Origin of the sequence: Ideonella sp. B508-1 (genome assembly GCF_000333615.1) — a bacterium.
In the GTDB taxonomy this organism is placed as follows: domain Bacteria; phylum Pseudomonadota; class Gammaproteobacteria; order Burkholderiales; family Burkholderiaceae_C; genus Ideonella.
The window spans coordinates 1-7915 of sequence record NZ_BADL01000105.1; the positions used below are offsets into that span (position 1 = coordinate 1).

The following is a 7915-nucleotide window of genomic DNA, read 5'->3' on the forward strand; positions in this document are numbered from 1 at the left end:
CGATGGCGCGAACCGTCCACACATTCGTCCGAGAGATTGGTCTCGGTCAGATAGGCATAGGGCAGGGTGAAGTAACCGGCCTGGCCCCAGTCCTTGCCCCAGGAGTTGCGCACGATGAAGCGCTGCTGGCTGTCGTCGTAGCCCACGGCCAGCACCGCATGACCGCCCAGCATCTTCTCGCCGGGTGAGGGCATGGGCACCTCGCCGCTGCTGGCCACGGCGTCGCTTTCGAAGCTTTCGTAGACCGTGATGCCGAAGACGAAGGGATAGCCCGCCGCCAGGCATCCCTTGAACTGGGACAGACTGCGCACCACGCGCTGGTACTGCACCGCCTTGAACTGCAGGGCCTCCTTGTAGGCCGCGGCGTTCGGCTTGGAGGTGAACTGCTCCGGCACATAGGGCCAGGTCTTTTCGTTGCAGACGCCCTGCTTGGCGATGCTCTTGATGCCGTCGCGGATCATGGCCCCGCTGTCGGAGTCCACCGTGTGCTCCATCACCCGCTCGTTGTAATAGATGAACAGGCGCGAGGGCGCAAACGCCGGCTTGGCCTTCTGCTTCATGCGGTCGAACTGGACCGCCGCCGCGATGGCGTTGCCGGTGCAGCTGCCGAGCTGGCCCTGGTCATACACCGGGGGACACTTGCTGCGCAGATCCACCACAGCCGGCAGCTTGCCGGTGCGTGGCACGGGGGCCGAGTAGAGGTGGTCGCGCAGATCCGGCAGATCGGGGATCCAGCCGAAACGGCGGACGAGCGCGGCAGGTGCCACGGAAGAGGTGCGACGGGTCATGGTGTTGTCTCCCTGAAGTAGTAGGGTGCGGACTCGCCCGCGCCTGACTGCTGCCGGCCAGCCCGCGCAGCGACTATGCGCCTGTTCGCAATGGACGGCATCCGCCAGGCACACGAGGCTAGTCCGCTCGCTGTCTGGGGGCCTTCAGCCCGAAGGACTGTCGTGGATGCCTGCGCGATGCACGGCAACCATGCCTCAACCACCCGCCGGCCCAACGGCATAGACACTGGGATCCGTGTGCAACAGCGACAGCGAATGACGGTGCCCCTCCCGGTAGAGCTGGACGCTCTCGCGCACGAAGTGGCTGCGGTGGCGTGCCTGACAGGCCTCCAGCTCGTCCCAGCTGAGCCAGTGATTGGCCACCACCGGCGAGTCATAAACCCGGCCGGGCCAAGGGGCCTGCACCGTGCCGGTGAAGGCAAAACGCAAAAAGGTGATGTCCTCGTCGCCGCGCGGCAGCAGGCGTCCCATCTGGATGCTGACCAGCGCCTGTGGCTCGAAGGGGCGCATGGTTTCTTCCAGCACCTCGCGTACCACGCCCTCCAGCAGGCTTTCCCCCGCTTCCAGGTGGCCGGCCGGCAGGTTGAGCCGCAAGCCGCGGGAGGTCATCTCCTCGACCAGCAGATAGCGGCCCTCTTGTTCGATCACCGCAGCCACGGTGACGTTTGGCTTCCAGCGTTTATCGCCCATGCCGGCATGGTAACGAGCCTGAAACCCGGCTGCGTTCTGGGGGGAAGCCGTCGCATGGCCGTCGCATGGCGTCAGCCCGGCACGACATCCCGGTACGAGCCCTGCCGCAGAAGCGCCTGTTGCCTGTAAGCTGCTCGCCCATCAGGGGCGGCAACGCATCGTCCCGTGAACCCATCCCCATGTTGAAGCAGAGGAGAGACCCATGTTGATCGGCGTTCCGCTGGAAACGGCGGCCGGAGAGACACGTGTGGCCGTCACGCCCGAGACGGCCAAGAAGCTGGTGGCCCAGGGCCATCAGGTGAAGGTGCAGGCCGGCGCAGGCCTGGCCGCCAGCGTGCCGGACGCGGCCTATGAGGCCGCCGGGGCCACACTGACGGACCGCAACGGCGCCCTGGGCGCGGAGCTGGTGCTGAAGGTGCAGCGCCCCTCGGCCGACGAACTGGCCCTGATGAAACCCGGCGCCGCCCTGGTGGGCATGCTCAACCCCTTCGACAAGGACGGCCTGGCCGCCCTGGCCGCCGCCGGCCTGTCCAGCTTCGCGCTGGAGGCCGCGCCCCGCACCACCCGGGCCCAGAGCATGGACGTGCTGTCCAGCCAGGCCAACATCGCGGGCTACAAGGCGGTCATCATGGCGGCCGACCGCTACGGCAAGTTCTTCCCCATGCTGATGACCGCGGCCGGCACGGTGAAGGCGGCCAAGGTCGTCATCCTGGGCGTGGGTGTGGCGGGCCTGCAGGCCATCGCCACCGCCAAGCGCCTGGGCGCCACCATCGAGGCCTCGGACGTGCGGCCTTCGGTGAAGGAGCAGGTCGAGTCGCTGGGCGCCAAGTTCATCGACGTGCCCTACGAGACCGCCGAGGAGAAGGAGGCCGCCGTGGGCGTGGGCGGCTACGCCCGGCCGATGCCGCCGAGCTGGCTGGAGCGCCAGAAGGCCGAGGTGGCCAAGCGCGTGGCGGCGGCGGATGTGGTGATCTCCACCGCCCTGATCCCCGGCCGCGCCGCGCCGGTGCTGATCACCGAAGAGATGGTGAAGGCCATGAAGCCGGGCTCGGTCATCGTCGACATCGCCGCGGGCAAGGGCCCGGGCGGCAGCGACGGCAACTGCCCGCTGACCGAGGCCGGCCGCACGGTCGTCAAGCACGGCGTGACCATCGTCGGCGAGACCAACCTGCCGGCGCTGGTGGCCGCCGATGCCTCGGCCCTCTATGCCCGCAACGTGCTGGACTTCCTCAAGCTGGTGCTGCCCAAGGACGGCTCGCTGACGATCCCGGCCGACGACGACATCGTGACCGCCTGCCTGGTGACCCGCGACGGCGCCGTGCTGCGCGCCTGAACCCCATTCCCTGAATCGATCGGAGCCCTGCCATGGACGCCGTGTCCCCGACCCTGATCAACCTGATCATCTTCGTGCTGGCCATCTACGTGGGTTACCACGTGGTGTGGACCGTCACCCCCGCACTGCACACCCCGCTGATGGCGGTGACCAATGCGGTGTCTGCCATCGTCATCGTGGGGGCCATGCTGGCCGCCGCGCTGACCGAAACCCCCCTGGGCAAGACCATGGGCGTGCTGGCCGTGGCCCTGGCCGCGGTGAACGTCTTCGGCGGCTTCCTCGTGACCCGCCGCATGCTGGAGATGTTCAAGAAGAAGGAGAAGAAGAAGCCGGAGGAGAAGGCGTGAAGCCCCTCATCCTCACCGTCGTCTTCATCGTCGGCCTGATCAACGCCAGCTTCGTCGGCGTGGTCGTGGCCGAACTGGCCGAGTCCCGCAGCGCGGGCGCGCTGGCCGCACTCGTCACGATGGCCCTGGAGGCCCTCGTCGTGCGCCAGGTCCGCCAGGCCATCGCCGCTTCCTCTTCTGCCCAGCCCCAGCCCGGGAGTCCCGCATGAGCATGAACCTCGTGACGCTGCTGTACCTGATCGCCAGCGTCTGCTTCATCCAGGCCTTGAAGGGCCTGTCCCACCCCACCTCCTCGATCCGCGGCAATGTGTTCGGCATGACCGGCATGACGATCGCGGTGCTCACCACCGCCGCGCTGATCGCCAAGCTGGCCGGCTCGCCCATGGGCCTGTCCTGGGTGCTGGTCGGCCTGCTGGTGGGCGGCAGCGCTGGGGCCATCATGGCCCAGCGGGTGGAGATGACCAAGATGCCCGAGCTGGTGGCCTTCATGCACAGCATGATCGGCCTGGCCGCGGTCTTCATCGCGGTGGCCGCCGTGGCCGAGCCGGGCGCCCTGCTGCACGGCCTGGCCAAGGGCGACCCCATCCCCACCGGCAACCGGCTGGAGCTGTTCCTGGGCGCGGCCATCGGGGCCATCACCTTCAGCGGCTCGGTCATCGCCTTCGGCAAGCTCTCGGGCAAGTCCAAGTTCCGCCTGTTCCAGGGCGCGCCGGTGCAGTTCGGCGGCCAGCACCTCTTGAACCTGGTGCTGGGCCTGGCCACCGTGGGCCTGGGCCTGGCCTTCATGGCCACCGAGAGCTGGAGCGCCTTCTTCGCCATGCTGGCCCTGGCCTTCGTGCTGGGCGTGCTGATCATCATCCCGATCGGTGGTGCCGACATGCCGGTGGTGGTGTCCATGCTCAACAGCTACTCGGGCTGGGCAGCCGCGGGCATCGGCTTCTCGCTGAACAACGCGATGCTGATCATCGCCGGCTCGCTGGTGGGCAGCTCGGGCGCCATCCTCAGCTACATCATGTGCAAGGCGATGAACCGCTCGTTCATCAACGTGATCCTGGGCGGCTTCGGCGGTGACACCGCCACCGCGGCCGCGGGCGACCAGGTGCAGCGCTCGGTCAAGAGCGGCAGCGCCGACGACGCGGCCTTCATCCTGGGCAATGCCGAGACGGTGGTCATCGTGCCGGGCTACGGCCTGGCGGTGGCCCGCGCCCAGCACGCGGTCAAGGAGCTGGCCGAGAAGCTCACCGAGAAGGGCATCACGGTCAAGTACGCCATCCACCCGGTGGCCGGCCGCATGCCCGGCCACATGAACGTGCTGCTGGCCGAGGCCGAAGTGCCCTACGACCAGGTCTTCGAGATGGAAGACATCAACGGCGAGTTCGGCCAGACCGACGTGGCCATCATCCTGGGCGCCAACGACGTGGTGAACCCGGCCGCGCTGCAAAAGGGCTCGCCCATCTACGGCATGCCCATCCTGGAGGCCTACAAGGCCAAGACCATCATCGTGAACAAGCGCTCGATGGCCGCGGGCTACGCCGGCCTGGACAACGAGCTGTTCTACATGGACAAGACGATGATGGTCTTCGGCGACGCCAAGAAGGTGGTCGAGGAGATGGTCAAGGCCGTGGAGTGAGGGCGGCGCGAGGGCCGGGCGCGCGTACCATGCGGGCATGACCCTCGCCATCGTCAGCGCCCTGCCCGACGAGCTGGCCGCGCTGCAGGCGCGGCTGGACGTCGACCACACCCAGACCCTGGCCGGCCGCACCCTGCACCGCGGCCGCCTGGCCGGCCACGACACCCTCCTGGTGCTGTGCGGCGTGGGCAAGGTGGCCGCGGCCACCACCGCCGCGCTGCTGCTGGACCGCTTTGGCGTGGATGCGCTGCTGTTCACCGGCGTGGCCGGCGGCATCGGCCCCGGCGTGGCGGTGGGCGACGTGGTGGTGGCCGACACCCTGCTGCAGCACGACATGGACGCCTCGCCGCTGTTCCCGCGCTGGGAGGTGCCGCTCACGGGCATCAGCCGCTTCGCCGCCGACGGCGCGCTCTGCGGCCGGCTGGCCCGCGCGGCCGCACGGGTGCTGCGCGAGGCACCGCCGCCCGCGCTGCGCGAGTTCGGTGTGCAGGCGCCCCGTGTCCACACCGGGCTGGTGATCAGCGGCGACCGCTTTGTCTCCTCGCGCGCCGAGGTGGACACGCTGCGGGCCGAGCTGCCCGACGCCCTGGCCGTGGAGATGGAGGGCGCGGCGGTGGCCCAGGTCTGCCACGACTTCGGCCGGCCCTTCGCGGTGCTGCGCAGCATCTCCGACCGCGCCGACGACGACGCGCACGTGGACTTTCCGCGTTTTCTGCGCCAGGTGGCGGCCCCGTATTCGCGCGACATCGTGCTGGCCGCGCTGCAGGCGGGCTAAGCGCCAAGGCCCCGGATACACCCCCCGGGATTACCCGGATCGGACTTATTTTCGAACGATCGTTCGATTACGATCTGGGCCGCATCTATGGAGTCCCCGGGAATGGAACGAATCTGGTTGAAGCACTATCCGGAAGGCGTGCCTGCCGACATCGACGTGTCGGTCTATCCCTCGCTGGTCGCCCTGCTGGAGGAGAGCTTCCGCAAGCACGCCGCATTGCCGGCCTACCGTTTCATGGGCAAGAGCTTCAGCTATGCCCAGGTGGACGAGCTCTCGCGCGCCTTCGCGGCCTATCTGCAGGCCAGCGGCCTGCAACCCGGTGACCGCGTGGCGGTGATGATGCCCAACGTGCCCCAGTACCCGGTGGTGGTGGCGGGCATCCTGCGCGCGGGCATGGTGGTGGTCAACGTCAACCCGCTCTACACCCCGCGCGAGCTGGAGCACCAGCTCAAGGACGCCGGCACCAAGTCCATCGTCATCATGGAGAACTTCGCCGCCACGCTGCAGGCGGCGCAGGCCCACGCCAAGGTGGTCGACCACGTGGTGCTGACCGCCATGGGCGACATGCTGGGCTGGATCAAGGGCGCGGTGGTCAACCACGTGGTGCGCCGGGTCAAGAAGATGGTGCCCGAGTTCCAGCTGGCTGACGCGGTGCGCTTCAACGACGCCATCGCCCAGGGCCGGGGTGCCGTGTTCAAGCCGGTCAGCGTGCGCCCGGACGACATCGCCGTGCTGCAGTACACCGGCGGCACCACCGGCGTCAGCAAGGGCGCGGTGCTGCTGCACCGCAACCTGGTGGCCAATGTGCTGCAGTCCGAGGCCTGGTACCGCCCGGCCATCGACCGCGTGGCCGACGAAGGCCAGGTGGTCACCATCTGCGCGCTGCCGCTCTATCACATCTTCGGCTTCAACACGAACATGATGCTGGGCCTGCGCATGGGCGGCTGCGGCATCCTGATCCCCAACCCGCGCGACCTGGCCGGCACGCTCAAGACGCTCTCGACCGAGCGCTTCCACAGCTTCCCGGCGGTCAACACCCTGTTCCATGCCCTGGCCCACCACCCGGACTTCAACAAGGTGGACTGGAGCCACCTGAAGATGTCCGTGGGCGGCGGCATGGCGGTGCAGCAGGCCACGGCCAAGCTGTGGCTGGAGAAGACCGGCTGTCCGATCTGCGAGGGCTACGGCCTGTCGGAGACCTCGCCGGTGGTGTCCTGCAACCCCACCACCTCCAGTGCCTACAGCGGCACCATCGGCCTGCCGGTGCCCAACACCGAGCTGCGCCTGATCGACGACGAGGGCCACGAGGTGCCCCCCGGCCAGGCCGGCGAGATCGCTGTGCGCGGCCCGCAGGTGATGGCCGGCTACTGGCAGCGCCCGGACGAGACCGCCCGCGTGATGACCGCCGACGGCTTCTTCCGCACCGGCGACGTGGGCATGGTGGACGAGCGCGGCTACTTCCGCATCGTCGACCGCAAGAAGGACATGATCCTGGTGTCCGGCTTCAACGTTTACCCTAACGAAGTCGAGGACGTGATCACCCAAATGCCGGGCATCATGGAGTGTGCCGCCGTCGGGGTTCCCGACGAGAAGGCCGGCGAGGTGGTGAAGGTCGTGATCGTGAAGAAGGATCCCGCAGTGACAGAGGCCGATGTGCGGCACTGGTGCGAAGCCAACCTGACCGGGTACAAGCGGCCCAAGTTGGTGGAGTTCCGCAACGACCTGCCCAAGACGCCGGTGGGCAAGGTGTTGCGGCGCGAACTGCGCGACCGGCCGGCCACGCCGGCGCGCTGACCCCGAGCCCCCTCGCGCACGCTCACGTGCGCCCTTGCCCGGCCGTCAGACAGCATGAGCAGTCCACGCTACGTCAAGACCGCCGCGGGCCACGCAGAGATCCAGTCCCGGTCCCTGGCCCTGTCCCGCCCCGTGCGCAACCTGCTGCTGGTCATCAACGACAGCCAGCCGGGCGCCTTCTGGCTGCAGCAGATCCGGGGGTTGGTGGATGCGGACCTGGCCGCGCTGCTGGAGGCCGGCCTGATCGCCGAGGCGCCGGGCACAGGCGGGGCCGCCCGCCCGGTGCGCAGGCCAGAGGGGCCGCCCGCGGACAATGCGGACACGGTGCCCGGCGAGTTCCGGCCCGAAGGCGACGAGACCGCCCAGCTGCAGCAGGATGTGCAGCAGGCCATTGCCGAGGCGAGCTACAGCACCCTCTACGACACCCTGACCGCGCAAGCCAAGGGCCAGCTGGGGCTGATGAAGGGCTACCGTTTCGCGCTGGAGGTGGAGCGTGCCGCCGGCCTGCCCGAACTGCAGGCCCTGGCCCGGCGCTTCGCCCTGGGGCTGCGGGACGAC

Annotated in this window: 9 protein-coding genes; 7 read left to right on the forward strand and 2 right to left on the reverse strand. The window is 68.7% G+C overall.

Annotation, left to right across the window (positions count from 1 at the left end; translation table 11 throughout):
* Positions 1-788, reverse strand: a 788-nt coding sequence (locus I73_RS25885; protein WP_148289681.1) for a C1 family peptidase, incomplete at its 3' end; no start/stop codon positions are given.
* Between the two features lie 195 nt (positions 789-983).
* Positions 984-1478, reverse strand: a complete 495-nt coding sequence (locus I73_RS04320) for an NUDIX domain-containing protein (protein WP_022979487.1) — start codon at positions 1476-1478, stop codon at positions 984-986.
* A 202-nt stretch (positions 1479-1680) separates the two neighbouring features.
* On the opposite strand from I73_RS04320, the gene I73_RS04325 reads away from it, so the two are divergent.
* The 7 genes from I73_RS04325 to I73_RS04355 all read left to right on the forward strand — a co-directional run.
* A complete protein-coding gene (locus I73_RS04325) occupies positions 1681-2811 on the forward strand; it encodes a Re/Si-specific NAD(P)(+) transhydrogenase subunit alpha (protein ID WP_022979488.1) in 1131 nt (376 codons plus the stop codon).
* 32 nt (positions 2812-2843) lie between these two features.
* A complete protein-coding gene (locus I73_RS04330) occupies positions 2844-3158 on the forward strand; it encodes an NAD(P) transhydrogenase subunit alpha (protein ID WP_022979489.1) in 315 nt (104 codons plus the stop codon).
* Positions 3155-3367: a hypothetical protein gene (locus tag I73_RS04335; RefSeq protein WP_022979490.1), complete on the forward strand. Its 213-nt coding sequence runs from the start codon at positions 3155-3157 to the stop codon at positions 3365-3367. Before I73_RS04330 ends, I73_RS04335 begins: the two co-directional genes overlap by 4 nt.
* The gene (locus I73_RS04340; RefSeq protein ID WP_022979491.1) at positions 3364-4788 is read left to right on the forward strand and encodes an NAD(P)(+) transhydrogenase (Re/Si-specific) subunit beta; all 1425 of its coding nucleotides are present in this window, start codon (positions 3364-3366) and stop codon (positions 4786-4788) included. Before I73_RS04335 ends, I73_RS04340 begins: the two co-directional genes overlap by 4 nt.
* A gap of 37 nt (positions 4789-4825) precedes the next feature.
* On the forward strand, positions 4826-5563 hold the full coding sequence (locus I73_RS04345) for a 5'-methylthioadenosine/adenosylhomocysteine nucleosidase (protein WP_022979492.1): 738 nt from the start codon (positions 4826-4828) through the stop codon (positions 5561-5563).
* 102 nt (positions 5564-5665) lie between these two features.
* The gene (locus I73_RS04350) at positions 5666-7357 is read left to right on the forward strand and encodes a long-chain-fatty-acid--CoA ligase (RefSeq protein ID WP_022979493.1); all 1692 of its coding nucleotides are present in this window, start codon (positions 5666-5668) and stop codon (positions 7355-7357) included.
* 54 nt (positions 7358-7411) lie between these two features.
* Positions 7412-7915, forward strand: a 504-nt coding sequence (locus tag I73_RS04355) for a hypothetical protein (RefSeq protein ID WP_022979494.1), incomplete at its 3' end; no start/stop codon positions are given.